At 65.1% G+C, this 26,376-nt stretch carries 24 protein-coding genes and 2 pseudogenes; 19 read left to right on the top strand and 7 right to left on the bottom strand.

The annotated features are described in order from the left end of the window. Positions 1 to 244: 244 nt before the first annotated feature. Complete coding sequence (locus ACX80V_RS18865; protein WP_485844441.1) at positions 245 to 649, bottom strand: VOC family protein; 405 nt, start codon at positions 647 to 649, stop codon at positions 245 to 247. A gap of 245 nt (positions 650 to 894) precedes the next feature. On the opposite strand from ACX80V_RS18865, the gene ACX80V_RS18860 reads away from it, so the two are divergent. Next, a complete protein-coding gene (locus ACX80V_RS18860; RefSeq protein WP_485844440.1) occupies positions 895 to 1,551 on the top strand; it encodes a hypothetical protein in 657 nt (218 codons plus the stop codon). A gap of 155 nt (positions 1,552 to 1,706) precedes the next feature. After that, a pseudogene (locus tag ACX80V_RS18855) lies at positions 1,707 to 1,846 on the top strand (IS3 family transposase); the annotation flags it as partial. Between the two features lie 342 nt (positions 1,847 to 2,188). On the opposite strand, the gene ACX80V_RS18850 reads toward ACX80V_RS18855, so the two are convergent. Next, positions 2,189 to 2,641 (bottom strand): hypothetical protein, encoded by a 453-nt coding sequence (locus ACX80V_RS18850; RefSeq protein ID WP_485844439.1) that lies wholly within the window; start codon positions 2,639 to 2,641, stop codon positions 2,189 to 2,191. A 160-nt stretch (positions 2,642 to 2,801) separates the two neighbouring features. Between ACX80V_RS18850 and ACX80V_RS18845 the strand changes: the two genes are divergently transcribed. The 3 genes from ACX80V_RS18845 to ACX80V_RS18835 all read left to right on the top strand — a co-directional run bounded on the left by ACX80V_RS18845 (position 2,802) and on the right by ACX80V_RS18835 (position 6,487). Beyond that, a complete protein-coding gene (locus ACX80V_RS18845) occupies positions 2,802 to 3,020 on the top strand; it encodes a hypothetical protein (RefSeq protein ID WP_157768957.1) in 219 nt (72 codons plus the stop codon). Between the two features lie 617 nt (positions 3,021 to 3,637). Further along, positions 3,638 to 5,251 carry a peptide chain release factor 3 gene (locus ACX80V_RS18840; protein WP_485844438.1) on the top strand — a complete coding sequence of 538 codons (1,614 nt, stop codon included), beginning with the start codon at positions 3,638 to 3,640 and terminating at the stop codon, positions 5,249 to 5,251. 6 nt (positions 5,252 to 5,257) lie between these two features. Next, positions 5,258 to 6,487, top strand: coding sequence for a beta-ketoacyl-[acyl-carrier-protein] synthase family protein (locus ACX80V_RS18835; RefSeq protein WP_485844437.1), 1,230 nt, complete (start codon positions 5,258 to 5,260; stop codon positions 6,485 to 6,487). Positions 6,488 to 6,499: 12 nt separating this feature from the next. Here the strand turns inward: ACX80V_RS18835 and ACX80V_RS18830 are convergent, their stop codons facing one another. Beyond that, positions 6,500 to 7,030, bottom strand: coding sequence for a hypothetical protein (locus ACX80V_RS18830; protein WP_485844436.1), 531 nt, complete (start codon positions 7,028 to 7,030; stop codon positions 6,500 to 6,502). Between the two features lie 268 nt (positions 7,031 to 7,298). Between ACX80V_RS18830 and ACX80V_RS18825 the strand changes: the two genes are divergently transcribed. Further along, entirely contained in the window at positions 7,299 to 8,507 is a 1,209-nt protein-coding gene (locus ACX80V_RS18825; RefSeq protein WP_485844435.1) for an aspartate transaminase, read from the top strand. 26 nt (positions 8,508 to 8,533) lie between these two features. Continuing rightward, the gene (locus ACX80V_RS18820; protein ID WP_485844434.1) at positions 8,534 to 9,211 is read left to right on the top strand and encodes a 4-carboxy-4-hydroxy-2-oxoadipate aldolase/oxaloacetate decarboxylase; all 678 of its coding nucleotides are present in this window, start codon (positions 8,534 to 8,536) and stop codon (positions 9,209 to 9,211) included. A 152-nt stretch (positions 9,212 to 9,363) separates the two neighbouring features. Here the strand turns inward: ACX80V_RS18820 and ACX80V_RS18815 are convergent. The 3 genes and pseudogenes from ACX80V_RS18815 to nac all read right to left on the bottom strand — a co-directional run bounded on the left by ACX80V_RS18815 (position 9,364) and on the right by nac (position 12,360). Beyond that, positions 9,364 to 10,858 (bottom strand): annotated as a pseudogene (locus ACX80V_RS18815) (HNH endonuclease signature motif containing protein). Between the two features lie 133 nt (positions 10,859 to 10,991). Further along, positions 10,992 to 11,156 (bottom strand): hypothetical protein, encoded by a 165-nt coding sequence (locus tag ACX80V_RS18810; RefSeq protein ID WP_485844433.1) that lies wholly within the window; start codon positions 11,154 to 11,156, stop codon positions 10,992 to 10,994. 286 nt (positions 11,157 to 11,442) lie between these two features. Continuing rightward, positions 11,443 to 12,360, bottom strand: a complete 918-nt coding sequence (gene nac, locus ACX80V_RS18805; RefSeq protein WP_485844432.1) for a nitrogen assimilation transcriptional regulator NAC — start codon at positions 12,358 to 12,360, stop codon at positions 11,443 to 11,445. Between the two features lie 316 nt (positions 12,361 to 12,676). On the opposite strand from nac, the gene ACX80V_RS18800 reads away from it, so the two are divergent. From ACX80V_RS18800 to ACX80V_RS18745, 12 genes are all read left to right on the top strand, one after another. Next, positions 12,677 to 13,765, top strand: a complete 1,089-nt coding sequence (locus ACX80V_RS18800; RefSeq protein WP_485844431.1) for an ABC transporter substrate-binding protein — start codon at positions 12,677 to 12,679, stop codon at positions 13,763 to 13,765. A gap of 48 nt (positions 13,766 to 13,813) precedes the next feature. Next, positions 13,814 to 14,926: an ABC transporter ATP-binding protein gene (locus ACX80V_RS18795; RefSeq protein WP_485844430.1), complete on the top strand. Its 1,113-nt coding sequence runs from the start codon at positions 13,814 to 13,816 to the stop codon at positions 14,924 to 14,926. After that, positions 14,923 to 15,843 carry an ABC transporter permease gene (locus ACX80V_RS18790; RefSeq protein WP_485844429.1) on the top strand — a complete coding sequence of 307 codons (921 nt, stop codon included), beginning with the start codon at positions 14,923 to 14,925 and terminating at the stop codon, positions 15,841 to 15,843. The genes ACX80V_RS18795 and ACX80V_RS18790 overlap by 4 nt, the downstream gene beginning before the upstream one ends. Before the next feature lie 2 nt (positions 15,844 to 15,845). After that, a complete protein-coding gene (locus ACX80V_RS18785; protein ID WP_160676873.1) occupies positions 15,846 to 16,661 on the top strand; it encodes an ABC transporter permease in 816 nt (271 codons plus the stop codon). A 225-nt stretch (positions 16,662 to 16,886) separates the two neighbouring features. Next, on the top strand, positions 16,887 to 17,675 hold the full coding sequence (locus ACX80V_RS18780) for a LamB/YcsF family protein (protein ID WP_485844428.1): 789 nt from the start codon (positions 16,887 to 16,889) through the stop codon (positions 17,673 to 17,675). 1 nt (position 17,676) lies between these two features. Then, on the top strand, positions 17,677 to 18,393 hold the full coding sequence (locus tag ACX80V_RS18775; protein ID WP_485844427.1) for a 5-oxoprolinase subunit B family protein: 717 nt from the start codon (positions 17,677 to 17,679) through the stop codon (positions 18,391 to 18,393). After that, positions 18,390 to 19,403, top strand: a complete 1,014-nt coding sequence (locus ACX80V_RS18770) for a 5-oxoprolinase subunit C family protein (RefSeq protein ID WP_485844426.1) — start codon at positions 18,390 to 18,392, stop codon at positions 19,401 to 19,403. The genes ACX80V_RS18775 and ACX80V_RS18770 overlap by 4 nt, the downstream gene beginning before the upstream one ends. A gap of 48 nt (positions 19,404 to 19,451) precedes the next feature. Next, a complete protein-coding gene (locus tag ACX80V_RS18765; protein ID WP_485844425.1) occupies positions 19,452 to 20,792 on the top strand; it encodes an MFS transporter in 1,341 nt (446 codons plus the stop codon). A gap of 79 nt (positions 20,793 to 20,871) precedes the next feature. Beyond that, the gene (locus ACX80V_RS18760; protein ID WP_485844424.1) at positions 20,872 to 21,621 is read left to right on the top strand and encodes an SDR family oxidoreductase; all 750 of its coding nucleotides are present in this window, start codon (positions 20,872 to 20,874) and stop codon (positions 21,619 to 21,621) included. A 58-nt stretch (positions 21,622 to 21,679) separates the two neighbouring features. Beyond that, on the top strand, positions 21,680 to 22,621 hold the full coding sequence (locus ACX80V_RS18755; protein WP_485844423.1) for a 2-hydroxyacid dehydrogenase: 942 nt from the start codon (positions 21,680 to 21,682) through the stop codon (positions 22,619 to 22,621). Positions 22,622 to 22,781: 160 nt separating this feature from the next. Next, positions 22,782 to 23,552: an SDR family oxidoreductase gene (locus ACX80V_RS18750; protein ID WP_485844422.1), complete on the top strand. Its 771-nt coding sequence runs from the start codon at positions 22,782 to 22,784 to the stop codon at positions 23,550 to 23,552. Continuing rightward, the gene (locus ACX80V_RS18745) at positions 23,552 to 24,673 is read left to right on the top strand and encodes an L-idonate 5-dehydrogenase (protein WP_485844421.1); all 1,122 of its coding nucleotides are present in this window, start codon (positions 23,552 to 23,554) and stop codon (positions 24,671 to 24,673) included. The genes ACX80V_RS18750 and ACX80V_RS18745 overlap by 1 nt, the downstream gene beginning before the upstream one ends. A gap of 10 nt (positions 24,674 to 24,683) precedes the next feature. Here the strand turns inward: ACX80V_RS18745 and ACX80V_RS18740 are convergent, their stop codons facing one another. Then, the gene (locus ACX80V_RS18740; RefSeq protein WP_485844420.1) at positions 24,684 to 26,357 is read right to left on the bottom strand and encodes a sensor histidine kinase; all 1,674 of its coding nucleotides are present in this window, start codon (positions 26,355 to 26,357) and stop codon (positions 24,684 to 24,686) included. Positions 26,358 to 26,376: the final 19 nt, after the last annotated feature.

Here is a 26,376-nt window from a genome sequence, read left to right as displayed (position 1 = left end):
CCGTCAGGGTGCGGGGCGACGGCGCCCGGCAAGCAGGACGGTGCCGAGCAGCAGCTTCAGGACGACGAGGCCGAAAATCGCGCCGTACAAGGGGTCGCTTCAGAAAAAGGAAAAAAACGTACGCTAAGGCCGCGTGGAGAAAAGTAACGGCTGGACCGCAGCTTGTCGATGGAAGCGGGCCAAAGTCCGTCCGTAGGGGGAACCCTCAACGGGACAGTTTTGAAGACATCGGTAGCCAGTGGTCCTAATGCGTGGCCACGAGCTCAATTTCGAAGCCGTCTGAGTTCGCAAGGTAGGCGGCGTAATGGTCCGGTCCGCCTGCGTGTGGATACTTCTCCGGGAACAACGGCGCCCAGCCATACTCAGCACTGTCTCCAGCCAGCGCGTCCACGCGTAATCGGCTACCAGCATGGAATGCAAGGTGATTCAAACCAGGCGCTGTTCGATAATGATGCCGGCCACTCAAGTCCGGCGATTCTTCCAGAACTATGTAGGTAGAGCCCCTCAGCCAACTGATTCCATGCGGCCAAGTCTGATAGGTCTCGTACCCCAACGTGGACAAGATCCAGCCCCACTCAGCCGTGGCTCTTTGGAGATCAGGAACCCACAGTTCGATATGGTGCAAGGCACCTTCTGAGTCATCATTCACTATGCGAGTCTTTCACGCAGATTTGTCCGATGGCTTCAGTTATGGGACGGAGCCATTCCATCGCTGTCTCCCGCGTCGGAGTCCCGTTTGGGGATCCTTCACCGGGGCACTCTGCAGGGTGGACGAGAGCTACGTGTGCCTCCCGCGGCGCCGGACAACACATTCGCCCGCCTCAGTGCGCCCGCTCTATGCGCGGCGCGGTCAGGCGGCATTGCCGCGAAGGGGTAGCGCAGTAGACTGTGGGAGTGGCCGTAGTGCAGGTGTCTGTCCGCGTTTCCGCCATCTCCCTTGCGGTGAGTGGTGCAGTCACCGCTGCTCTCGTGCCTTTGCACCCAAGCATCTTTGACCGTCCCGTTGATGAGGTTGTACGGGACACGGAGGTGTGGCAGCCCATCCATGTCGCGAGCATCTTTGTGTTTGCATTGGCGTTCATCGGTGCTGCCGGCCTCGTCGCCGTTCACAACGGCCAGCTACGCCGGTTAGGGCATGTGGGATTAGTGTTCTCCTTCGCCGGCGCAATAGGCGGTTCCGCCATTGGCTTCTTCGAAGCGTTGGTTTTTCCTGTGCTGGCGGACAGAGACCCACAGTTGTTGGAGCTCAACGGGCCGATGTTCACATCTTGGCTGGCTATTGGGGCCGGGCTGCTAGCGCTCGGGTGGGTGCTCGGCCTGGCGGTCATTGGAGTGGCCGCCGCGCGTGCGGCACTATTTCCTCGCGCGGCCGGAGTGCTGCTGGCCGTCAGCGGCCCGGCGTACCTGGCTCTGGGCGGACCTTTCATTCCCGTCGCCGGAGTGCTCTCCGGGGCGCTGTTCGGAGCGGTTCAACTGTGGTGGGGATGGCTGATCTGGAAGTCCCCCGCCCAGCCTGCAGAGGCCCATCGCCTGACGGTCGAGCGACGGTGACCGGGTCTCCACACTAGTTGTCCTCGAACGGCAGCTTCTGCCGCACGCGTCGACCCCGTATAGTCCGATGAACGTGTCGGTAGACGTTCCTTCAACGGGACGGCAAACCGCCATTCAAACTGTGATTTAACCGCCATTCCCGGTTAACAGTCACAACCATGGCCGAAGCCAAATACTTAGCCGAGGAATGGAAAGCTATCTACAATCTTGAACGGCCCACGGATCCCTGGACGGCATGACGCCGATCCGCTACTGGGATACGTGGACGCAGGAAAACCAGTCAGCCATCGCATAGCCGCTGGACTGCTAACGGGGGCCCAACCACCGCCTCTACTTCGCATCGGCACGCCTATCAAACTGATCAAGAAGTCTCTCAAGTTGGTCCCGGCGACCAGGAGTACAACAAGACGGGGCAGCCCCTTCCAAGCACAGTACCGTGCCCCTTAATTCGGCCTGTCTCCAAAAACATGACGAGCGCACGCTCCCGACAGAAGGTCTACCTCGACCCGCCCGCCCGTGGATGTGCGTCACCCTCCGGACAGCGTCATGCGGAGCGAGTCGATCTTGGGAGCCAGTCGCGATGCTCCACCCGCCCGGTCCGATGTGGGGCCGGCGGGGCATCGGTCGCGTCGGGCTCTCAGTGGCAGTTGAAGAATTCGTTGACCGTGCCGTTCGGTCGGACGTTGAAGTGTTCGTTGACATGGTTCTTGAATGTCGACCCGTCAGATCCTGTCCCGCGCACGTTGAAGGTGAATGTGCCTTCGACGACCTTGCCGTTGTCGTTGAAGCCGCCCCAGACCGTGAACTTGCCTGTGTAGCTCGGAAGGCCCGCCGTGAGCGGCACGGCGACGAAGGTCCCTGTCTGGGTGAACGTGGCGTGAACCCGGCCGTCAGCGAAGATCGTTTCGTGGACCACGAAGTTGCTGGTGGCAGTGATCGTGTAAAGCGGCCCGCCCCCTTCGCAGCTGGGCACCACGTCAACGAAGGTCTCGACGAGACCCTTCTCGTTGATGGTCTCCGTTATGGGTCCGGCGGCGAAGGCCGGTGCTCCGACCCACATCAGGGCTGCGGCCAGAAGTACGACAAGCATGCGGCGAACCATGGTAATCCTCCTAGTTTGTGATCCAAACCTGCCTAGGGGCGCCATGCGACAATGCGCCCCAGCTGGACTACTGCTCAGGCTCCCAGTTATACTCCGGCCCAACACGTCGCGACAAGACTCATCTAAAGTGCTCGCGAAAATGGGGTGCGTGCCTCATCTGATAAATGCTCGCGAAATGCCGGCCACCGTCCGGGCGCTGCGGTGGGCTCGGCGGATGGGTCAGTCATCGTCGATGGGTGCGCGCCGGGAGATCACGAAGAAGCACGCCGCGGAGTACGCCAAGGCGTCCAAGAAGGCCAAGGGTGTGATGCTGGACCATCTGGTCGCGACGACGGGCTGGTCGCGGCCAACGCGCGGCGGGCCTTGACGGCGGCCAGGAAGGCAAGGGACCGGCCAAGGCGGGGGCGCGCAAGCCGCGGCCGCGGCCGTACGGGTATGACACGCTCACGGCCCTGATCCGCATCTGGAACCTCGCGGGCCGGCCCTCCGGGAAGTACCTGGCCGCGACGATGGACCTCTGGCTGCCGAGGCTGGAGGAACACGGCGAGCTGGGCCCGCCGGGTTGGACGGGCACTGTGTCGCAATGCCGACAGTGCCGGAAAAGACGGAAGGCAACTGCCGACCGGCAACGGTCGCATTCGCTCCGCCCATAAAACTGTCCGTTCAGCGTTCCTTCAACGGGACGGCAAATCGCCATACACGCCCGGCCGCTTGGACACAGCGGCTGCCGTCCAGCGGCTCACCTACGGGTCAGCGTGCCCGACGGCGCAGGAGCCACTCAAGGTCCCGGCTCCCGGATCATGCGCCCAAGCTAGCCGGACGGGTTTCGCAGTCTTGAACTGCTGGTTTCGGGGGCGACAAGCTGCCACCTTCGGAGCCAGCCCGCACTGCGATAAACTTGGAACTTGGCTGTCACAGAGCCATGCTTCCCCTTGAGGCCTGCCGAGCGCCTTGGGGTAACCCCACCGCAGCGAAAGTAGCACCGTGTCCCAAGATGTCCTTAGCCCCGCCCGGGTCAACGAGATTCACAAACAGGCGGCCCGGCGTCGGACCTTTGCTGTCATTTCGCACCCTGACGCCGGCAAGTCCACCCTCACCGAGGCCCTGGCCCTGCATGCGAAGGTGATCGGAACCGCCGGCGCCTCCAGCGGCAAGGCCAACCGCAAGGAAACGGTCTCGGACTGGATGCAGATGGAGAAGGACCGCGGTATTTCCATCAGCTCCGCCGCCCTGCAGTTCTCCTACCGGGACACCGTCATCAACCTGCTGGACACCCCCGGCCACGCGGACTTCTCCGAGGACACCTACCGGGTCCTGGCCGCCGTCGACTGCGCAGTGATGCTCGTGGACGCCGCCAAGGGCCTGGAAACGCAGACCATGAAGCTGTTTGAGGTCTGCAAACAGCGCAACCTGCCCATCATCACCGTGATCAACAAGTGGGACCGGCCCGGCCTGGACGCGCTGGCGCTGATGGACGAGCTCACCGAGCGCACCGGCCTGCAGCCCATGCCGCTGACCTGGGCCGTGGGCATCTCCGGTGACTTCCGCGGTGTCTGGGACCTCCGCCAGGACCGCTTCGCCCGCTTCCAGCGCAACAATTCCGGCGCCAACATCGCGCTGACCGAGTACTTCACGCCCGAAGAGGCCGCGGAGACGCAGGGCAACAACTGGACCGACGCCGTCGACGAGGCCGGCCTGGTCATCGAGTCCAACCTCGAATTCGACGTCGACGCCTTTCACGCAGGCACCGCCACCCCCATCCTGTTCAGCTCCGCCGCCCTGAACTTCGGCGTGAAGGAACTGCTCGACGCCCTGGTGGACTTCGCGCCGCACGCCGCGCCCCGGCCCGACGTTGAGGGCACCCCGCGCCCGGTTGAATCATCATTCTCCGGCTTTGTCTTCAAGGTCCAGGCCGGCATGAACAAGGCCCACCGCGACCATGTCGCCTTCATCCGCGTCTGCTCCGGAGTCTTTGAACGCGGCATGGTGGTCACCCAGACCCGCACCGGAAAGTCCTTCGCCACCAAGTACGCCCAGCAGGTGTTCGGCCGCGAACGCGAGGTCATCGACGAGGCCTACCCCGGCGACGTCGTGGGCCTGGTCAACGCCTCCACACTGCGCGTGGGCGACAGCCTCTTCCTCGAAGGCGCGGTGGAATACCCGGCCATCCCGCTGTTCGCCCCCGAACACTTCCAGGTGGCCCGGTCCAAGGACCCCAGCAAGTTCAAGCAGTTCCGCCGCGGCATCGAGCAGCTCGAGCACGAGGGCGTCATTCAGGTGCTCCGCTCCGACGTCCGCGGCGACCAGGCGCCGGTGCTTGCCGCCGTCGGCCCCATGCAGTTCGAGGTGGTGGAGGACCGCATGGCGCACGACTTCAGCGCCCCCATGCGGTTGGAGCGCCTGCCGTACTCCATCGCCAGGATTTCGACGGCGGACGCCATGCCGGCGCTGGCCAACGTCCCCGGCGCCGAGGTGCTGTTGAGGTCCGACGGCGAATACCTCGCCTTGTTCAACGACGTCTGGGCCCTGCGCCGGATCGAGAAGAACCACCCCGATCTGACCCTCGTGCCCATCGGCACCCACAACCCCGCAAAGTAGCGACCAATGCCTGCAGACCAACCCCGCGCGCTGATCACCGGCGCCGGCACCATCAACCCGCTCGGCTCCAGTGTGGCGGAAACCTGGACCGGCCTGCTGGCGGGACAGTCCGGCATCGCCGCACTGGACGAGGACTGGGCGGAACAACTGCCCGTGCGCATCGCCGGACAGGTCACCGCGGATCTCTCGGAGCATCTCACCACGCGCGAGCTGAAGCGCATGGACCGGTGCGGGCAACTGGCGCTGGTGGCTGCCCGCGAAGCCTGGCAGCAGGCCGGGGCGCCCGACGTCGACCCCGAACGGTTCGCCGTGGTGATCGGCTCCGCCTACGGCGGCCTGGGCTCCACCCTCGAACAGGACCGTGCGCTCGCCAGCGGCGGCCCGCGCCGGGTCTCGCCGCACACCCTCACCCGGCTTATGGTCAACGGCCCCGCGGCCTGGGTCTCCATTGACCTCGGCGCCCGCGGCGGAGCCCGGACCCCGGTCAGCGCCTGCGCGTCCGGCGCGGAAGCAATTGTCCAGGGCGCCGAAATGATCCGCTCCGGCGCGGCCGACGTCGTGATTGCCGGCGGCGTGGACGCTTCCGTCAACGACCTGGTGATCACCGGTTTCTCCCAGATTCGGGCACTCTCCACGCGCAACGGCGAACCCCAGCTCGCATCGCGCCCGTTCGACGGCGGCCGCGACGGCTTTGTCCTCGCGGAAGGCGCCGGCATTGTGGTGCTTGAGAGTGAAGCCCACGCCCGGGCGCGCGGCGCCGCCATCCTCGGCGCAGTGGCCGGCGGGGCGGTAACCTCCGACGCCAACGACATCGTGGCCGCGGACCCTGCCATGCAGCGGCGGGTCATGCAGAAGGCCCTGGAGTCGGCCGGAATGCAGGCTTCGGAGATCGGCTTCGTCCATGCGCACGCCACCTCCACCCCGGTAGGGGACCGGCTGGAAGCCCAGGCCATCAACGCCATTTTCGGTGCCGACGTGCCCGTGACCTCCACCAAAGGCCACACCGGCCACCTGCTTGGCGGCGCCGGTGCGCTCGCGGCGGTTGTGGTGGTCCAGGCCCTGCAGACAGGTCAGCTCCCCGGAACCGCGAACGTCGAGGCGCTGGACCCCGAAGTGAACCTGAACATCGTCACTGAGAATGCCCACACGCTGGCGCCCGGCTCCGCCCCCGCCGGCCTGGTGAACGCTTTTGGCTTCGGCGGACACAGCGTTGCCCTGGTGATCACGGCCAGCTAACCAGTTAGCCGGTCAGCCGGTTGCGCGGTGGTCCGCGAAGTTCCTGCGTGGCTGCGCCGCGACACCGCGGGTCATTTTCTTGATCTGTTCAGGCCTGAGCCCCGTCAGGGATGCCAGCTGAAATTCGTCCAGAATCTGCCGCTTGCTGGCCTCGGCAAGCAGGTGCAGGCGCTCCACTTCAACTGCTGCCTTCGAGTCCTCCAAGGCGGTCAGTTCCCGCAGCAGGTGTGAGATCGCCCTGAGGTGCTCGGCCGCCGCCAGCCCTGTCGGCTGCAGATCGTCGAAGGCGCGGCCGGTCCGCCGCACCGCCAGGGCGGGCAGGTGGGTGATCCGGACCAGGTCCGCGACGGGAGTACCGTCCCGGAGGGCCTGCGCCACCAGTTGGTTGAGGCTTGCCCCAAGAGACCGGATCCGGCTCGACCGGAAGCGGATGGCGCCCTGCTTGTCCGTGAGCAACCGGCTGAACTCCACCCGTTGCTGGTCCGCCGCTTGCCGGCGTTGATCGCCCCGATAGCGGTAGCCTCCCCGGGCTGAGGATCGCACCGGGCGCCGCAGTGTCCCGCCGTCCCTTGCCGTTGCTGGTTGGTGGCGGGCCATCGGTTCCTCTCCCTTGAACAGTACGCACAACGCTAGGCGCGTCCGCGGCTCACGGGAAATACCTAAATCCGGTGCGGCAATAAGTGAATCGTGTGGGGTCGGGGCCATAAGGCTTCCTTATCCGTCCACGCAGAATACGTCTTATCCACAGCCGCCTGCAGTCCATAGGCTCGAAGACACAAGTCCCCTCACTGATGAACCATTGGAAGAGAACATGTCTGAATTCGTGCCTGCATCGCGTGTTTCACGCATCAAATCGTCTCCAAGTGTGGCCGCTGCTGCCCGCGTCCGGGAGCTCAAAGCAGAGGGCCGCAGCATTCTTGACCTCACCGTGGGGGAACCGGACTTCGATACGCCGGAGCACATCAAGGCCGCGGCCGTGCAGGCAATAGCCGCCGGCGAAACCAAGTACACCTCCGTGACCGGGACGCCGGCCCTGCAGAAGGCCATCCTTCAGACCCTGGAGCTGAGCACCGGCCTGCAATACTCTGCCAACGAAATAACCATCGGCGGCGGGGCCAAGCAGGTCATCTTCACCGCGTTCATGGCTTCCCTGGACGAAGGCGACGAGGTCATCATCCCCGCGCCGTACTGGGTTTCCTACCCGGACATGGTCCTGGCCAATGACGGCCGGCCGGTGATCGTCCCGTGCGGCGAGGAATCGGGGTTCAAGCTGACGCCCGACGCCCTGCGCGGTGCCATCACCGACCGGACCAAGTGGCTGATCCTGAACACACCCTCCAACCCCACCGGAGCCGTCTACTCGCGCGCCGAACTGCGCGCGCTCGCGGAGGTCCTGGCCGGCTTCCCGCACGTCTTTGTCCTGACCGACGAAATCTACGACCAGATCTACTTCGGCACAGGCAAGCTGACAGGCCTCGTGGAAGCGGCTCCCGAACTGAAGGACCGCGTCCTGGTGATCAACGGCGTCTCCAAGGCGTACGCCATGACGGGCTGGAGGCTCGGCTACGGCGCGGGTCCGGCGGGCCTGATCGGTGCCATCAACAAGCTGCAGTCACAGATCTCCTCGTGCCCGTCGTCGGTCAGCCAGGCGGCGGCTGCGGCCGCCCTCACCGGCGACCAGTCCTTCATCCGCACCAGCGGCGAGGTGTACCGCAGCCGCCGGGACGCCGCCGTCGCAGGCTTGAACGCGATCTCAGGGCTGTCATGTTCGACGCCGGATGGGGCCTTCTACGCGTACGTGAACTGCGGCGGGGTACTTGGGAAGACGACGCCGGACGGCAGCGTCATCCGAGATGACCAGGACTTTGTGCTCTACCTGCTCGACCAGGCATCCGTCGCTGCCATTGCGGGCTCCGCTTATGGGCTCGGGCCGTACTTCCGGATCTCGTATGCGACCCGCCTGGCCGTCATCGAAGAGGCTGTCGCCGCCATCGACAAAGCCGTCCAAGCCCTCAGCTGATCAATCCCCAAACCGAAGGACACCACATGATCCACGTCAAGACAAACGTTGACAGGCCGACGGCGGACGCCGTCCTCAGGCTGTCCAAGTTCTCCTCTGCCACCATCCACGAAGCCCAGGGCAGGAAGGGTGCGCTCAGCTCGAAGATCAAGCCGATTGACCGCAGCATGTCCTTCTGTGGACCCGCCACAACGGTCCGCTGCGCACCCCGCGACAACCTGATGCTGCAGGTTGCCATCCATTATGCGGAGCCAGGCGACGTTGTCCTGGTTGCCGCGGGCGAGTTCGAAGAGGCCGGGACGTTTGGCGACGTCCTGGGCAACGCCATGAAGGCCAAGGGCCTTGCAGCCATGGTGACGGACTCAGGCGTCCGCGACACCCAGGACCTCATCGAACTGGGCCTGCCGGTGTTCTCCGGCAGCGTCAGCATTAAGGGAACGGTCAAGGAAACCATCGGCCCCATCAACCACCCTGTGGTTTTTGGGGACGAGATCATCTACCCCGGTGACATCCTGCGCGGCGACGCCGACGGCGTGGTTGTGGTGCGCAAGGACGAAGTGGAAGATGTCATCAGGCTCTCCCAGGAGCGCGACGACGCCGAGCGCGAACTTATCGGCCTGTACAAGGCCGGCGGCACTACCATCGAGCTGTGCAACCTCACCGAGGTGCTCAAGGCCAAGGGCCTGCTGGTCGAACAGGCCTAGCAACGGCTCCTCCGCGCCTGGCAGTGCCGCCGCAGAGCTGACAGCGACGCCGCAGACCTGACAGTGCCGCCGCAGAGTGGACCGCCGGGTGGATTCTGCGTGGTGCTGTCTGTCTGTCCGTCTTGTCTGTGTGTCGGGCAGCGGTCAGGCGCTCAGGCGCGGGCGTGGAGGAATCGTTCCAATCGGCCCTCACCGAGGGATATCCCGAGGTGCACAATGTCCGGCTGGCAGCCGGGGGCATCACGCGGGGCGGAGTATGGCGCGTGCCCGTTTGATGTCAGCTCCGGTTTCAGTCCTTTTGGCCAGTGTGGTGGTTCCCAATCCTGGTGTTCGCTCTTGTAGTGCCGGCCCGTGGGCGATATCCAGCCGGGTGGTTCGTTCTTGCTCGCCGCTGTGGGTCGCCAGGCGCTGGTGTGTCTCAGGCGGTGATGTTTGGGGCAGGGCTGTCCCAAATTCGATACACCAGTAGTTCCGCCCTTATGCCAGGCGAGGATGTGGTCTGCTTCGTTGTCCAGGGAGTGGTTGGAACAGCCCGGGAACGGGCACTTACCGTCGCGCAGCCGGAGCCAGTTCCGCATGGCCTTGGTGAGACGGTAGTTGGCTCGACCGATCTCCAGGGGCGCCCCGTCCCGCGGGTCAACCAGGACCCGGTAGAACGAATCGGCCCCGTTCGCCACGAGATCCCTTGCCATCGACGCGGGGATCGGACCGTAGCCGTCAAGCATCGCAGGCTCCTCGGTGGCGCCGAGCAGTGAAAACACCGGGACCGTCACCATCACGAGGGCCCGGGGCGGCGGAACCTGCCCGGGATCATGTTCTGCCGGGTTACCGCTGCTGAGAAGGGCGGCGGCGAGGACGTCGGCGCGTAGCTGTGTGAGGGTCAGGGGCTCGTCCGGGCCCTGCAAACCACGGGCGACGGCAGTGGTCCGATTCCAGATTGCTGCCGCCTGATCCGCGGGGAGGTAGGCCGAAAGCCAGGCCATCCCGTCCTGATCCGGGGCGTACTCGACCCGGCGGTCAAGGACGCCTTTGGCGTGCCGCTTCTCGATGCTCTCGGTGTGGTGGCGTTCGCGCCAGGTACGTGCCTTGTGACGGAACCGGGACGCCGGCATTTCCCCGGCGGGACAGCCTCGGGCGGGGGTTCGGCGCATCCGGGTCCAAAAAGTGGGCCTCCAGAGCTGCGGCCCCGGCCGGGTCAAGGGTTGCGGCTTCGTCTACCATGGCCCGCGCGTGCTGCCACGAGATGGTGCCCGCTTGCAGAGCGGACAGCGTCAGCGGCAAAGCGGTCGTCAGCAGTTGTGACTGGTTCAGCAGCGCACTTGCGGCCCGTTCGCCGATGGTCAGGACGCATGCGACCTCCGCGGTCACCGCGGCCTCTTGCGCCGAACCTTCCCCGGGTGAGGCGCCGGGAGGCGCTACAGATTCCGCCGTTTTAGCGAATTTCGCGGCGGCCTGGGCTTTCAGGGCAGCCATCCGCGCATCCGACGCCGCCGCCCCGGCCAGAATGTCCAGGCAATCTTCGGCCAACCCGTGCCGCGGATCGCCCCGATAAAACGCATCGGAGCCTGATTCAGCCACAACGGCAGTAAGCACAGCAATAGCGGCATTGATGTCCGTGAATGCCTTCGCCACTGCTGGGTTTCCCATGTCTAAATCATCCAGCGGGGGTCTGACATTTTCCGCGGCTGGCCCAGGCTTTCCCTGCCTTCACGGTCGTCGACGCCAGAGGTGTCCGGTTACGCCTGGTGTTGATCCTGCTTATTTCTGCCGACCAACGAGTTCAGCCAACCAGCGAGCCGGCCATGGAAGCTGCAATCATGGGCACGTCAGTAGCAGTGTTTTTGACAGTCTCGAGAAGCTGTGGTCCGGGCAGGGGATAGGCGGCCGGGCCGGTGGCGGTCTCGTCCAGGAGCCAGAGCGTCGCCCCTGACGCACCCCTGGGCATGATACTGCCTTCAAACACAAACACGGCCTGACCGGGCTGTCCTTCGGGAAGCCAGAACCCGTTCGCGGGGCAGTGGGATCCGGTTCTCGCCGCCAAGCGGCTGCCGCTCGAAGGGACCCGGTGCGCAGTGCTGATCTTTTTCACGTCGTGCTCCCAATCAACTAATTCCAATGAAGAAATGATTGCCGGTTCATCCGGCCTTTCACATTTCAAGATTAGTTTCGCGGAAGCGCGTTTACTAAGACCAAAACCACGTGCCATGATAAGGAAAAACTGTGGGTCCCAGCTACCTCGCGTATTTAGCGCTCAGCATTTCCTGGAGCATTTCCTTCAACACCATCAGGACGGCCGATGCCGCCTCTGACAGCGGTTCGTGGTCCGGGGTGCAGAGGGCTATCTTGCACTGCAGCCCGGGATCAACAATCCGCAGGACCCGGAAGTCTTCCTCGTGGAAAAGCGCGTCGGCTGCTGACTTCGGCAGGATGGTGGCGCCCATGTCCGCCCGCAGGAGCCGGGTCAGGGAAGGCACTGATTCCACCTCGCCCACCAAGCGAAGGCTGAGTCCCTTGTCCCGCATGCCAGTCTCGACAATCTGACGCAGCGTGTGGTTCTGTTCGGGAAGGAACAGGCCGAATTCGGCCGCCTCGTCGAGGGTGATCTCGCCCGACTTGGCTGCGGCTGTGTTCTTGCCGTTCACCACCAGGTGAAGATCCTCCACGATCATGGTGGTGAACTGCACGCCGCGGATGGGCCCAGGCTCGTAGATCAGGGCCATGTCCAGCCTGCCGTTCTTGATCGCCTCGCTCAGTACACCCCCGTAGATCTCCGTCAGGTGGAGCACGATGTCCGGGTAGCGCCGCGCTACTTCACTGATAATGCGCGGCGTGAGGCTCGAAGCCATGCTGTACGGTGCGATCGCTATCGACACGCGGCCGGCAGGGGCGGCCCCCGAACTCGCCACATCCTGGCGGGCCTGCTCGACCAGGCGCAGGATGGTCTGGGCGTGCCGGTAGAGCGTGTGGCCGGCGGCTGTGGGCTGCACGCCCTGCTTGCTGCGGATGAGCAGCCGCTGCTTCAGCTCGGTTTCCAGTGCGGAGACCTGCTGGCTCAGGGCAGGCTGGGCCACGTGCAGGGCTGCGGCAGCCTTCGTGATGCTCCCTGAGTCAACAATCTTCACGAAGTAGGCGAGTTTTCGAGTGTCCATACCGGCGTTTCTTTCGTCTGCGGCGCCCTGAAGCCCCGACGGGTCATATCCGGATTTTATGGAGGGATACGCAATAGGTCTTTGTGTGATCCACATCTCGGACACTAGGTTGATCTTCAGAACACAATTTCTGTGACAAGCAGATTATACCTCTCCATCCATAAGCGGCGATGATGCCTCTATATGGCTTTTGCATAATCACTCCGTTTACAGAAAGCGTCGCTTTCTTTTACGTCCCCGAAATATACGCTCCATACCTTTTAGAAGCATCCTCCAGAATCCGACGGATTCCCTCCTGACTAAGGAAGAGACTCAAATGAGAGTTATCACTAAAGGCAAAATCGCATTAGCTGCTGCCGCGACAGCCGCAGCCCTGGTGCTGACCGGCTGCGGGGGCAGCGCAGGGTCCAGCAGCGGCGGAAACTCCAGCGCCACGTCGGGCGAGCTGAACCTGATTGCCTACTCCGGTGTCTGGCAGGACCAGTACACGGCTGCCGTGATCGAACCGTTCAAGGCCAAATACCCGGACATCAAGATCAATTACTCCTCCAAGCGCTCCTCCGCCGAAATGCTGAGCGCACTCCAGGGCCAGAAGAACAACCCGGCCACTGACGTGGCCATCATGGACAACTCCGTATCCACTACGGGCAACACGCAGGGACTCTTCGACAAGATCGACGCCGCCGCGGTACCCAACCTGGCGAACGTACCTGAGCAGTTCAAGAACAAGGGCGGATTCGGTCCGGTAGTCATGCTGGATGCGGTTGGCCTGCTCTATGACACGGCAACTTTCCCCAAGGCGCCTGAGAGCTGGGATGTGCTCTGGGATCCGGCCTACGCAGGCAAGATCAACGTCAACGCCCCGCCGTCGCTGCTGGGTCTGTCCCTGACCGCGATCACGTCCAAGATGGAGGGCGAGGACTACACCAAGAGCATCGACAAGGCGGTTGCCCGCCTTAAGGAGATGGCGCCGGGCGTCCAGACGTTCGCCCCCAACCCGGACGAATACCAGAACGTGATCACCGGCCAGACGGTATTGGGACTGGGACAGAACGCCCGCGGCCAGTTCTACAGCGACCAGAGCAACAAGAAGATGGGTGTGACCTTCCCCAAGGAGGGCACCGTCTACCAGATCAACACCGTCAACGTCGTCAAGGATGCGCCCAACAAGGCTGCCGCCCAGACGTTCGTTGACTATGCGCTCTCCGCCGAAGCGCAGACCGCCTTCGCCAAGGCTCTCTTCTACGCCCCGTCTGTGACCAACGCCGACCTGCCGGCGGACGTCAAGGACCGCGTGGTTCCCACTGACGGCTCCCTGAACATCGTCCCCCTCGATGTTGAGTTCCTGTCCTCCGCCCGGGACAAGTGGACTGACACCTGGAAGCGCCAGATCATCACCAAGTAGCCGTCCCCACGGCGCCCTCCCCCCACCTGCTTCAGGAGAACTGAAATCGTGACTGAATCAAAACTGTCGATCGTGGATCTGACCAAGAGATACGCAGTCGGTCTTGACCCGGCCGTCGACCGCCTGAACATGGAGGTGGAGGAGGGGCACCTGGTGGCGCTCCTCGGCCCGTCAGGCTGCGGCAAAACCACCACCCTGCGGATGGTGGCCGGCCTGATGGACCCCACCGCTGGTTCCATCGTGGTGGATGGCAACGAAATCACCCACACCCCTGTGAACAAGCGCGGCATGGGCATGGTGTTCCAGTCCTACGCCCTCTTTCCGCACATGAACGTGGAACAGAACGTGGCCTTCGGGCTGCAGATGCGCCAGACCTCAAAGTCCGAGCAGAAACGCCGGGTGGCCGGGGCGCTGGACATGGTCCAGCTCGGCCACCTGTCCAAGCGGCAGGTCAAGGAACTGTCCGGCGGGCAGCAGCAGCGCATCGCCCTGGCACGCGCCCTCGTAGTGGAGCCCACGCTCCTGCTCCTCGACGAGCCCCTGTCCAACCTTGACGCCAAGCTCCGCGAGACGATGCGGACCGAGATCCGCTCCATCCAGCAGCGGACCCGGGCCACCACGCTGTTCGTGACCCACGACCAGGACGAAGCTCTGGACATGGCCGACCGCATCGCCGTGATGAACGGCGGCCTGATCGAACAGTTTGGGTCGCCCACTGACGTCTACGAACGGCCGCGGACGCGGTTCGTAGCGAACTTCATCGGCCAGGCGAACTTCCTCAACGCCCGGGTCCTTTCCGAGACGGGTTCCGCCGCCAAGGGCGAAACCCACTACCGGGTCTCCATCGACGGACTCGGCCAGTTCGGTGCGGTGGGCGCGCCCGGCCTGACCGGATCCACGCATGAACTCGTCATCCGCCCCCACCGGCTCAGGGTGTCCCTGCAGCCGGCGGGGACCGAGACCATTGCGGGCGTCATCGAACGGGTCAACTACACCGGCGATGCCCTCTCCGTAGCTGTCAAAGCCGGCGACCGCGTCCTGCAAGCCCAGATGCCCACGTCCAGCGGCGACCTGCCCCATGCGGGCGACGCAGCCTATCTTTCGTGGAACGAGCAAGATGCCTACCTGCTGCCCACCCCAGTGAAAGAGCCGGCAGCGTGACCGTCACCCAGACCGAGGCCCCCGCCGCCCGCCGGGCCGGCGCGGCTGAAGGCGAGCTGGAAAGGTCCACAGGACGCCGCAACCGGCGGACCTACCTTGCCCTCCTGATACCGGGCGTCCTCGGACTCGTGGTCAGCTTTGTTTTCCCGCTGGCCTACATGGTCCGGATGTCCTTCAACAAGGGTGCGCCGGACGGTGTCATCGAGGAAACCTTCACGCTGGACACGTACATCCAGCCGCTGACCGATCCGTACTACTGGCGGGTCACGCTGGACACCTTCCAGATGGGTGTCACCGTGGGACTGCTCTGCGTCCTCGTGTCCTACCCGGTGGCCCTCTTCCTCGCCCGGAGCACGAGCAAATACCGCGGGCTGCTCATCGCCGTCGCCATCGCACCCCTGCTGACCTCGGCGGTTGTGCGGACCTACGGGTGGATGGTCATCCTGGGCACCAACGGCCTGGTCAACTCCACGCTGGACGGAATGGGCCTGATCGATACGCCGCTCAAGCTGACCAACAACATGACCGGCGTAACCATCGGCCTGGTTGAGATTTTTATGCCCTATGCCATCCTCGCGATGATCTCGGGCTTTGGGCGCCTCAGCCCGCAGCTGGAAGAAGCAGCCGGATCGTTGGGCGCCAGCAAGCTGCAGGTATTCAGCCGCGTGACTCTTCCGTTGAGCCTGCCCGGCATCCTCACGGCGTTCCTGCTGGTGTTTGTGTTATCGATCAGTACGTTCATCACCCCGCGCCTCCTCGGCGGCGGCAGCGTCCAGGTGCTCGCCACGGAAATCTACGATCAGACCACCGGGCTGCTCAACTGGCCGTTCGCGGCAGCACTCTCCGTCATCCTGCTGGTCCTGTTCGGCCTGATCATCGCCGTGTACCAGCGCCTCACCAAAAAGATCGGAGGCTAGCCATGTCCGAGGCCCGCCTGTTCAAGCCGCGGTTCAACCCGGCCAAGCCCGCGTTCGGGATCCTGGTATTCCTGCTCTACCTGTTCCTCCTGGCGCCGCTGCTGATCGTCTTTGTTGTCTCGTTCGCCTCCAACCAGTACCTGTCCTTCCCGCCGGAGGGCCTGACGTTCAAGTGGTACGAGATGCTGCCGGAGGAAAGCACCTTCATGAACGGCATGCGGGTCAGCCTCATAGTCGCCGTGATCGTCACGGTCATCGTTTTGGCGCTCGGAGTTCCCGTGGCACTGGCGCTGGACAGGTTTGAGTTCAAGGCCAAGGCCGCGGTGCAGTCATTCTTCCTCTCGCCGCTGCTGATCCCCAGCATCGTCCTGGCGCTGGGGATGGTCCTGCTGTTCGGTCCGCTGAACCTGAACAACACCTACACCGGCATCATCATCGGCCACGTGGCCATCACCATCCCGTTCGTGATCAGGACAACGCTGATGAGCCTGGCCACCACCGACACGTCCTGCGAGGCGGCGGCAAGGATTCTCGGGGCAGGGTCCTGGACCGTCTTCCGGCGGATCACCCTGCCGATCATCCAGCCCGGGGTCATCGCCGGCGGCGTCATAGCGTTCATCGTCTCCTTCGACGAAGCAGTCATCTCGCTGTTTGTGGCCGAATCAGGGCTGCCGACGCTGCCCGTGCAGGTCCTGCGGTACGTGGAGAACTCTGCCGACGCAGCCGTGGCGGCACTGTCCGTCATCCTCATCCTGATCTCCCTGGCCGTCGTCGTAGTCGTTGAGCGTGTCATGGGCCTGCGCAAAGCCCTGCGCTAGGCGCCCGGGATAGGCCCGGGTCATAACCGGGGCCTATCCCGTGACATGGATTACGTCTTTGTGTGGGGCAGCGCACGGTGCCAGACTTTTGGGTAGGGCCGGCGCAGCAGTTTCCAGCCATAAGCAATGCCGATGACTCACTACGCGACGGCCGCTTCCCCCTCAAGTTTTCCGGCCCCACACGGGGCACAACAGCTCAGAACACCACGAAGGAAGGCACACACTATGGGTCGCACGGTTGATCTTGTGGCAGATCTCGGTGAAGGCTTCGGTGCCTACTCCCTGGGTGACGACAGCGCACTTCTGGAAATCGTCTCCAGCGCGAACATCGCCTGCGGATTCCACGCCGGTGACCCGGACATCATGGACCGCACCGTTGCCGAATGCGTCCGGCGCGGCGTCAGCATCGGTGCACACCCCAGCTTCCCGGACCTGCGGGGCTTCGGACGGCGCGCCATGGATCTCACCGCGGCGGAAGTCCGCAACGACGTCCTCTACCAGCTCGGAGCCCTGTCCGCCTTCGCCGCCTACCACGGCACCAGCGTCTCCCACATCGCCCCGCACGGCCGGCTGGGCAACCTCGTCGCCACCCGTCAGGATTACGCCCTCGCCGTCGCCGATGCCGCCAGCCGCTTCCGCCCGGATCTGATCGTCCTCGCCCAGGACGGCGAACTTGCGCAGGCCGCGGCCGGCCACGGTTTGCCCGTAGCCATCGTGGGCATCGCGGACCGGGCCTACGAGGACGACGGAACTCTGGTGCCGCGCAGCCAGCCTGGCGCCGTCATCCATGACCCGGCAACCATCGTCGACCGCACCATCCGCATGGTGTGCGAGGGGATCATCGAATCGGCGTCGGGCGTGAAGCTTCCCGTCAGTGCCGATACCGTCCTGCTGCACGGGGACAACCCCGGCGCCGTCGACCTGGCCCGCCTCATCCGCAAGGAGCTCACCGCGGCCGGCGTGACCATCGCCCCGCTGCCCCAGGTGCTGGCGGCCAAAGCGGAAGCCGCGTGAGATGACCGCTGCAACCCCTATCGAGGTACACGAATCAGGCGACGCCGCCCTCCGGGTCGTCGCCACCTCCCCTGACCGGGAGCGGAACTGGGCCTCGGTCCACGCCCTGGCGGCATGGCTGGATACGGCCGACGTCGACGGTGTACACGGCGCGGTTCCCACCTACGATTCGGTGTTGGTGGAGTTCGACCCTTACGTCACATCCGCCCGCCAGATCAGGGCCTTTGTCCTCCTGGGCATGCGCCAGCTGGATTACGTCGGCACCCCGGCCCGCACGCCCCGGCAGTTCGATGTCCCCGTCGTCTACGGCGGCCAGCACGGACCCGATCTCCAGAAGGTTGCGGACCACCAGGGACTCTCCGTTGCCGAGATCATTGCCCTCCACACTGCCAAGTCCTACGTCATCCGTTGCCTGGGGGCCCCGGCCGGATCGCCCATGATGGACGGCCCGGACTTCCCCCTGCCCGTACCCCGGCTCAAGGACCCCCGACTTTCCGTGCCGGCGGGCGCCGTCGCCGTCGCCGGCCGGCAGGCAGTGATCGCACCGGCCTCCGCTCCCGGCGGGTGGTGCGTGATCGGCCAAACGCCGCTGACCGTTCTGAACCCGAACAAACAGCCCCTGGTTCCGTACATGCCCGGCGACCTGCTCCGGTTCCACCAATTGCCCGCCGCCGAGTTCCAGCGCTTTGCCGGCCTTGCACTGGAGGCATCCGCATGAGCGGGACCCTGACCATCCAGCAAGCCGGCCACGCTGTCGTCACAGACCTCGGCCGGTTCAAGGGGCCGCGCTACGGCCTCCCTGTGAACGGGGCCCTGGACCAGTTTTCTGCCCGGGCAGCCAATATCCTTGCCGGCAACCTGGACAACGATCCCCTCCTCGAAGTCACAGCACTGGACTTCCGGATGCGGGCAGACGCAGACCTGCTCATCGCCGTCACGGGTGCGCCACTGACCCTGACCGTCGGTGGACGCGAATGTCCGCAATGGGAGCCGGTGTCGGTCCTCGCCGGGGAAACCGTTGCCCTGCGCGGTATGAACACCGGGCTCCGCGCCTACCTCGCAGTCCACGGCGGCCTGGACGCCCCGACGCTGCTGGGCAGCTGCGCGCCGGACACCGTCGTCGGGTTTGGCCTGAAACTTGCGGAGGGCACTGTCCTCGGTGCCCGCAAAACCGTGCCCCCGATCAGGCAGCCGTACTTTGATCTTCCACTGTTCCGGCTGGGGCTGACCCGCCCCGGAACCAGCGCCAGCCCGGTCATCGACGTCACCGACGGACCGGACATCGCCGAATTCGGCGACACCGCCGATCTCCTGTTCAAGACCAGCTACACGGTGAGCGGACGGAGCAACCACATCGGCCTCCGCCTCGGCGGGGCGCTTCCGGAACGGCAGTCAACAGCGGAAGTCCTGTCCAGGGGCGTCCCGGTCGGTGCCATCGAGGTCCCGTCCCGGGACGAGCTCCTGGTGCTTCACCGGGGACGGGGCGTAACGGCCGGATACCCGGTACTCGGCGTCGTTACCAGCCGATCGCTGGATGTCCTTGCCCAGGCCAGACCCGGGCATACCATCCGGTTCCGCAAAACCACCGTGGCCGAGGCCACCGCGCGGCACCGCACCGCCATGCGCGAACTCGAGGCGCTGCGAACGTCAGTAAATACAGTCTTTGGCTTACTGGGTGTGGGAGCCCCGGCAAGCTGGCGGGAACTCATGCCGGCGTCCGGAACCTGAGACCCCGTTATGTCCCGCCTCAGCCACCAGAAACAAGTAAGGATCAAGATGTCAACGTCAACGCGAGCGGCCGGTCCGCAGAACGACCGCCTGGATGCCAGGCAAACCCGGAAGGTGGTTACCGCCGGCTGTGTGGGCATCTTCGTGGAACTCTACGACAACGGCATCTTCGCCTTTATGGCCGGAACCCTTGCCTTGGTCTTCCTGGCCCCCGGCAACCCGGACAACGCCCTCCTCTTTGTTTTCGCCGGGTATGCCGTGTCCTTCTTCGTACGCCCTCTGGGTGCCGTGGTCTGCGGATTCCTGGGGGACCGCATCGGCCGCCAGAAACTGCTGGTCTTTGTCATCCTGCTCATCAGTGTGGCGACGGCCGGCATTGGCCTGCTGCCTGCCTACTCGGCAATCGGCGTCGCCGCCCCGGCGCTCCTTGTGCTGCTCCGCATGCTGCAGGGCTTCTCCGTCGGCGGCGAATCCGCCGGTGCCATGACGTTCCTCGCCGAGCACGCGCCGGAAGGCAAGCGCGGCATCATTACCTCCTACGCCCAGATCGCATCGTTCGCTGCACTCCTGACGGGCACCATGGTTGCTTTCTCCATGTCGCCCTGGCTCACCCAGGCAGCGATCGACGGCGGCGGGTTTGGTTCCTTCGCTTGGCGCATTCCGTTCCTGGTCGCCATCCCCATGGGCGTCATCGGCTGGTACATCCGCAAGGCGATCAGCGATACCCCCAACTTTCAAAAACTTAAGGAAGAAGGCGGGCTCTCCAAGAACCCGCTGAAGGAAGCCTTCGCCTCGCCCGAACACCGCCGTGCCATGCTGCTGGCCCTCTTCATCCCGCTGATGAACGGCTCCGGCTACTACGTGCTCTTTTCCTACATGCCCACGTTCCTCAAGGGCAAGCAGCTCAACTTCACCATCGGCGAAGCACTCCTCGTCACCGCCTGCAGCCTGGTTGTCATCTGCATCGCCATCCCCTTCATGGGCGCCCTCTCCGACCGTGTCGGCCGCAAAAAGGTCATCGCCGGTTCCGCAATCGCGATGGCCGTGGTCGGAATTCCGGCGTACGCCCTCATCGCCACCGGCGAGATGGCACTGGCCATCGTGGGTGCCTGCATCATGGCCGTCGTCTTCGCCGGCCACACCGCAGTGATCCACATCCTGATCGTCGAACTGTTCCCCACCCGGGTGCGGTACTCGGCCTACGGCCTCGGGTATAACGTCTCCTCGGCACTCTTCGGCGGCACGGCGCCGTTGCTGATGACGTGGCTGATCTCCTCCACCGGCAACATCTACATGCCGGCGTTCTACGCCGTGGTCACCGCCCTGGGCACCCTTGCCGCCGTCAGCACGGTCAAAGACCGGGCGCACCAGCCGCTCCGGGACGCCTGAACCACACACCGAGCCGGGGGCTAGGCCCGCGCGTCCAAGCCCGTCATTCTTTGCCAAACCCCACTCATTGGAGACTTCCATGTCATTTTCAGACTATTCAACAGCACTCGTGACCGGCGCCTCCACCGGCATGGGCGCCGCCATCGCTGAACGCCTGGCCAAACGTGGACTCCAGGTACACGCCTTCGCCCGGAATGAAGAACGCCTGCAGGAACTGGCGGACCGCACCGGAGCCGTCCCGCACCCCGTCGACCTTACGGACACTCCGGCACTGACCGCAGCGGTGGAGGGCCTGAAGGTAGACGTACTCGTCAACTGCGCCGGCGTCTCCCGCCCCGGAAACATCCTGGACTCCACGGAAGACGACATCGACGAGTTGGTGGACGTCAATTTGCGCTCCCTTCTTCAGCTGACCCGCCTGGTGCTTCCGGGCATGGTGGAGCGGGACAAGGGCCACATCGTCAACATCAGCTCCATCGCCGGCGTCTACAACTTCTATGGCCACACCGTCTATCACGCCACCAAGGCGGCCGTGCACCAGGTCTCCCGGCAGCTGCGCAACGATACCGTGGGCAAGCGCATCAGGGTCACGGAGATCTGCCCCGGCCGGGTCGAGACCGAAATCTTCGGCCGGAACATGGGCGGCACGCCCGAGGCCATGGAGGAAGCATGGAAGACCTACTACGAGGGTTATGAGTCCCTCACGACTGATGACATCGTCAATGCGCTGGATTATGCAGTCGAAACACCCCAGCACGTGAACGTGGGCATGCTGGAACTCATGCCCACCTTCCAGGTCCCCGGCGGACTTACGTTCGACCGCCGCTGACCAGCAACCGTCCCCGCACCGCCCTGCCCGCCTACAGCAGAAAACGATAGGTCCCCCGATGCATAACATCCGTACGGTCAGTTTCCCCGACCAGCAGCTGCTCGCCGATCTGGAGCCCCTTCCGGGCGGGCTTCGGGGCGTCGTCTGGGACCTCCGGTCCGATCCCCAGGGCGGGACCCTGGACGAGATCGATGCCGTGATCCTGCCCTACATCGACGCCGGGGCGGTGCTGCCCGCGCTGGCCAACGTTCCAGGGCTCAAGTTCGTCCAGACCCAGTCCACGGGCTTTGATGGTGTCCGGGAAGCAGCTGGTCCGTCGGCCGGTGTGTCCAGTGCCGCCGGAGTCCACGCTGCGGCCACAGCGGAACTGGCGGTGGGACTCATCCTTGCCAAGCTCCGGGGGATTGACCAGGCGGTCAGGGATCAGCTGCAGGCGGCCTGGCGGCCGGAGCGCCGCCAATCCCTCGCGGACCGCCGCGTGCTTTTGGCCGGCGTCGGCGGCATCGGGCAGGAGATAGCAAAGCGCCTGGAGCCCTTCGAAGTGACCGTCACCCGGGTGGGCAGCGCCGCGCGCGACGACGAACACGGGCATGTGCACGCCTCCTCCGAACTGGCAGACCTCGCGGCCAGCCACGACATCCTTATTTCAGTCCTGCCCCTGAGTGACCAGACGCACCGGCTGATCGGCGAGAAGGTCCTGGCAGCATTGCCCGACGGCGCACTCGTGGTCAACGTGGGCAGGGGAGCCGTGGTGGACACAGCCGCGCTGACCAAGGAAGTCACGTCCGGCCGGCTGCAGTGCGCCATCGATGTGGTGGATCCGGAACCGCTCCCGGCTGACCACCCGCTGTGGGGTTCGCCGAATGCCCTGATCACGCCCCATATTGGGGGCAACGCGTCCGCCTTCGAACCACGGATCGTCAAGCTCCTGTCGCAGCAGCTGGAAGCGCTGGCAGCTGGCCGCCTTCCGGCCAACCTCGTGCAGAACGGCACCTTCTAGGGAGCAGCGCGAACGGACACTTGGGGCCCTCTGAGCAGCGCCCCAAGTGTCCGTTCGCGCGAAAAGAACGGCCGTCCCAACATGCGCGGCCAGGAACAACCACCGCGCCCCAGCGATCGGCGCAAAACAGTGCAAACCGCGGCGAAGGAGCTGCTCAACTATGAATACACTTTTTGATTTGACGGGGCGGGTTGCCCTGGTGACGGGTTCGAGCCGGGGGATTGGTCATGCGTTGGCGCGGGCGTTGGCTGATGCCGGGGCGACGGTGGTGTTGAACGGGATTAATGCGGAGCGGTTGAAGGCGGCGGAGGCTGCGATGGCCGCGGACTTCGCGCCGGGGCGGGTCCATAGTGTCGCGTTTGATGTCACGAGTGATGCCGAGGCTGCCCGGGGTATTTCGTGGGTGGAGGAGCATGTGGGGCCGTTGCAGATCCTGGTGAACAATGCCGGGATCCAGCACCGGGTGCCGATGCTGGAGCTCGATGTCGCGGACTGGGAGCGGGTGATCAGGACGGATCTGACGAGCGCGTTCCTGGTGGGGCGTGAGGCCGCCCGGCACATGATCCCGCGGGGCAGGGGCAAGATCATCAATATCTGTTCGGTGCAGACGGACCTGGCCCGGCCCACGATCGCCCCGTATGTGGCGGCCAAGGGCGGGTTGCGGAACCTGACCCGGGCCATGACGGCGGAGTGGGCGGGGTCCGGGCTGCAGATCAACGGGATTGCTCCGGGCTATATCCATACCGAGATGACGCAGAACCTGGTGGACGATGAGCAATTCAATGCCTGGATCCTGGGCCGGACCCCGGCGCACCGGTGGGGCACGGTCCAGGACCTGGCGGGCCCGGCGGTGTGGCTGGCCTCGGACGGTTCGGACTTTGTGAACGGACAGACGATCTTCATCGACGGCGGAATGACGGTGGTGGTCTGATGGGCACCTCAGCAGTGGCTCAGGGGACCGAAGCAACAGCCGTGTCTGCGCCGGGATTGCCGGTGTCGGGTGCGGCGGTGGTGGCGCATGCGGCCGGGGATCTGCGGATCGAGGAGGTCCCGCTGGCGGCACCGGCCGCGGACGAGGCCGTGGTGGAGGTTTCCTACGGCGGGATCTGCGGGTCGGACCTGCATTACTGGCTGCACGGGGCGGCGGGGGAGTCCGTCCTGAAGGCGCCGATGGTGCTGGGGCATGAGATTTCCGGGACCGTGGTCCGGGCCGCGGCGGACGGGACCGGCCCGGCCGCGGGCACCGCGGTCGCGGTCCACCCGGCCACCCCGGGCCCCGGTGCGGGGGAGGTGCGGTGGCCGGCGGACCGGCCCAACCTCTCCCCGGGCTGTACGTATCTGGGCAGCGCGGCGCGGTTCCCGCACACCGACGGGGCGTTCGCCCGGTACGTGAACCTGCCTTCCCGGATGTTGCGGGTGCTCCCGGCGGGCGTGGATCTGCGGACCGCGGCGCTGATCGAGCCGGCCGCCGTGGCCTGGCACGCCGTCGCCCGGGCCGGGGACGTGGCCGGGAAGAGCGTGCTGGTGATCGGCTGCGGCCCGATCGGTGCGCTGGCCGTCGCGGTCCTCAAACGTGCCGGCGCGGCCCGGATCACCGCCGTCGATGTCCATGCCAAACCGTTGGAGATTGCGTCCGCCGTCGGAGCGGATCACACCCTGCAGGCCGGGGACGCGGACGCGATCGCCGCGGTGCAGGCCGACGTCGTCATCGAGTCCTCGGGCAGCCACCACGGCCTGGCCTCGGCGATCCAGGGCGCGGGGCGCGGCGGGACCGTGGTCATGGTCGGGCTGCTGCCCACCGGGCCCCAGCCGGTCCTGATCTCCCTGGCCATCACCCGGGAACTGGACCTGCGCGGATCCTTCCGCTTCAACAACGAAATCGACGACGTCATCACCGCCCTCGCCGACGGCACCCTGCACATCGGCCCCGTCATCACCCACGAATACCCCCTCAGCCAAGGACTCGAAGCCTTCGAAACCGCCAGGAACTCCGCCGGATCAGGAAAAGTCCTCCTCAACTTCCAACCGGCAGGCGCAGTGGTCCAGCCCTGAGAACTGTCGTTCAGGACGCCGGCAGAACGAATGTCGCCGTGGTGCCTGCGCCCGGAGCGCTGGTCAGGCTCATGGAGCCGCCGTGGCCCTCGACGATGGTCTTGCTGATGGGGCGCCCCAGGCCCGCCCCGGGGATGGCCGTTTCGCGGGACCGCGCGGAGCGGAAAAATTTGGTGAACGCCTGTTCCTGGTCTTCCGTGCTCATGCCCACGCCGGGATCGGTGATCGAGCAGACGAGGTCCGTGCCGGTGCGGTGCGCCCGGGCGGTGATGCGGCCGCCGTCGGGAGAGTATTTGATCGCGTTGGAGAGCAGGTTGCTGACCACCTGGCGGATCCGCGGGATATCCATCCGGGCGGTGAGCGACGGCTCCACCTCCAGGACCAGTTCAAGGCCCCTGTTGGCGGCCTGGGGGAGCGTGAAATCGACGACGTCGGCGAGGAGCCGGGCGAGGTCGGCCTCCTGCAGCGAAAGGTCCACATGTTCAGAGGCCACCGCAATCAGATCGTTCACCAGGCCCAACAGATGTGTCGCGTTCCGGTGTACCACCTGCAGTTCGGCTTCGATCCCTTCATGCCCGGGTTCCTCCAGAACGAGTTCGAGGTAGCCGAGAATGGACGTCAGGGGCGTTCGCAGCTCGTGGGAGACGGTGCCAACGAAGTCGTCCTTCGCGGCGAGCGCTGTGATCAGGGCTGTCACGTCCACCAACGTTATGACACCGCCGCTGCGCGCTCCGTCCCTGGAGCAAATTTCGTGCGCGCTGACGGAAAAGGCGCGCTGGTCCTTTTCATCGCCTGCCCAGATCAGCTCGTCCGTGAACATATCGCCCCGTGCAATGCGGGCAGCAGGGAGCCCGCCGGAAGGGACCGGCGTCGCCCGGTCGCTGAGCAGCAGGGTGGTAGTGCTCTCCACTTCGGTCAGTCGGGCCAACGTCGGATCATCGCGCATGGCCCGGTTGATCAGGACATTGTTTCCGTCCTTGTCCACCACCCAGACGCCCACTCCCACCGCCGCCAGCACGGCGTCCAGGAGCCGCTGGCGGTCCACACTCTCAGCAAGCGTTTCCGCCAGGGCCTGGTCTTTCCGCAGCAGCGCTTTGCGCTGCCGGTGGAGTGTTCCTGAGACGATATGCGCGGAGACGGCGATTGCAGCCATCACCAACGGCAGGAAGATGGTCCGGATCATCGACCCCTGGGTGGGCGGGGAGTCGAGGGCCGCGGCCGGGATGACGGTACTGAGCACGACCCCCAGGATAGCGAGGAGCACCCTGCTGCGCTGGCGGCCCACGGACAGCCAGATCACGGGGAAGACGAGCATCAGGCTCAAGACATTGAAGCCTGGCCCGCCGGCTTCCCTCGTAAAGCCAATGGCAAGGCAATCCAGGACCGGAATCACACTCAACACGCCGGCCGGCAGCCTGCCCCATGGGATAGCCGCACACGCAACGAAGATGACCGAATGGCCCAGCAGCGCTAGCCTGAAACGCTCATCCACGAGGGTTTCAGGGCTGAACAACGCAGCGGCCGCCACGATGAGGACCACCGTTACCGTCAGCGGCAGGTGGCTCAACACCACGCGCCCGCGGGCGTCAAGGCCCCCGAATAGCGCGTCGATCCTCCCTGCGAGAAGACCGTCGTTAGGCGGTTCCTGGCCCGGCGTCGAGCCATTTCCTTGCGTTTGGTGCATCAGTCTGTCCCCCAGACAC

Source organism: Pseudarthrobacter arbutini, assembly GCF_054510915.1.
The sequence above is the reverse complement of the archived record's forward strand: the minus strand, read 5'-3'. Positions and strand labels throughout refer to the sequence as shown.